Here is a 1,665-nt window from a genome sequence, read left to right as displayed (position 1 = left end):
GATTGGTAATATTTTTCGTCGCATAGGGTATAGTTAGCACTCCAAACTGCGGATTATGAGAGGTACTCACTTGTTTAATACTATTAAGCGTTTATTTGTAATGATATTGCTGATTGCGCCATTACCTGCGCTGGCCGAACTAAGTATCCAGCAGGGCTATATCCGTGCCTTGCCTCCGAGCCAGCCAACAACGGCTGCCTTTATGCGCTTGGTCAATACCGGCGATAAAGATGTTGTCATCACCGGCGCTGCGGCTAGCGGTGCCAAAACAGCCGAGATCCATAGCCATAAACACCATAATGGTATGATGAGTATGGTCAAGGTGGACCGAGCGGTTGTGCCTGCCAATGGCGAACTTGTCATGGCGCCAGGTCAGTATCATTTAATGCTAATCAATTTAACCAAACCTTTGCGTGAGGGCGATCAGATGCGCATTCAGCTGTTCAATGGCGACGTTGAATTAGTGAGTGCCATATTGCCAGTGCGCAGTGTGTTGAATAAGCACCACTAGCAAGGCTTGATTGGCCTTTGAGGTGAGTATGGATTTTCAATCAACAAAGCAGCGACTATTGCAGTGGTGGGATAACGGTGTTGATAGTCTAGGTGCGGGTCTGCTGTCGAGAACGGCCGTTATTTGCTTGGCGTTTTATTTCGTGGTCGCCTTTTTTGTGAGTATTTATTGGTCAATAACGCCGGCAGTATTTTCCGTTAAAGAGAATGCGGCGGCCATGGCCGAAGCAGAGGCGCCGCCGCTAGTGATAGGCGCTACCACCACCTCGGCACTGATTCGCGTAACCTCTACCCTGTTGGATAAGCAGGGTGGTTTTCTCAGTAATGATATTTTGCCGCCGGGTTTGTGGTTGGATAATATGCCGAATTGGGAATACGGGGTGTTAATTCAATCTCGGGATTTGGCCAGAGCCTTGCGAGAAAGTTTTAGTCGTTCGCAATCGCAATCCAAGGAAGATGAAGATTTGGCCAAGGCAGAACCTAGCTTAAATTTCTCTCGCGATAGCTGGGCAGTACCTGCCACCGAATCAGAATATCGTAATGCATTAAAATATTTAAATAATTACCTTAGCCGATTGGAGGATCAAACCAATACCCGCTCTCAATTTTATGCCCGCTCGGATAATTTACGTTACTGGTTAAAAATCGTCGAAACCCGTTTGGGCAGTTTGTCACAGCGTTTAAGTGCCAGTGTGGGTAAGCGTCGGCTAAATACCGATTTGGCCGGGGATGCGGTGGCTCGCCAGTCAACCTATGCGCCAAGCGAGTTGGAAGTCAAAACCCCTTGGACCGAAATTGATGATATTTTTTATGAGTCGCGCGGCAGCGCTTGGGCCTTGCTGCATTTTCTAAAGGCAATTGAAGTCGATTTTAATGAAGTATTAAAAAATAAAAACGCTTTGGTAAGCTTGCAGCAAATTATTCGAGAGCTAGAGGCCACGCAGCAAACCGTTTATAGCCCAGTGATTTTAAATGGCATTGGCTTTGGTCTATTGGCCAATCATTCACTGGTGATGGCCTCTTATATTTCTCGCGCCAATGCGGCTATTATTGATTTGCGTGATTTATTGTCTCAAGGTTAATTGGCTGAATCACATATAAACATTCATCGATAGATTGTCAGTCATTGATAGGCCGTCATCCCTAAAATAGTTA

2 protein-coding genes are annotated in these 1,665 nt (G+C 46.1%); both read left to right on the top strand.

The annotated features are described in order from the left end of the window. Positions 1-100 precede the first annotated feature (100 nt). Positions 101-511 carry a copper chaperone PCu(A)C gene (locus AACP44_RS09230; RefSeq protein WP_339340238.1) on the top strand — a complete coding sequence of 137 codons (411 nt, stop codon included), beginning with the start codon at positions 101-103 and terminating at the stop codon, positions 509-511. 28 nt (positions 512-539) lie between these two features. Then, a complete protein-coding gene (locus AACP44_RS09225; RefSeq protein WP_339340237.1) occupies positions 540-1,592 on the top strand; it encodes a DUF2333 family protein in 1,053 nt (350 codons plus the stop codon). Positions 1,593-1,665 lie beyond the last annotated feature (73 nt).

The sequence above is a fragment of the uncultured Oceanicoccus sp. genome (genome assembly GCF_963968385.1).
In the GTDB taxonomy this organism is placed as follows: Bacteria; Pseudomonadota; Gammaproteobacteria; order Pseudomonadales; family Dasaniaceae; genus Oceanicoccus.
The sequence above is the reverse complement of the archived record's forward strand: the minus strand, read 5'-3'. Positions and strand labels throughout refer to the sequence as shown.

What these genes read in the sequence shown, in the direction of transcription:
- AACP44_RS09230 (WP_339340238.1), top strand. Translation starts at nt 101, where the DNA reads ATGATATTGCTGATTGCGCCATTACCTGCGCTGGCCGAACTAAGTATC.
- AACP44_RS09225 (WP_339340237.1), top strand. Translation starts at nt 540, where the DNA reads ATGGATTTTCAATCAACAAAGCAGCGACTATTGCAGTGGTGGGATAAC.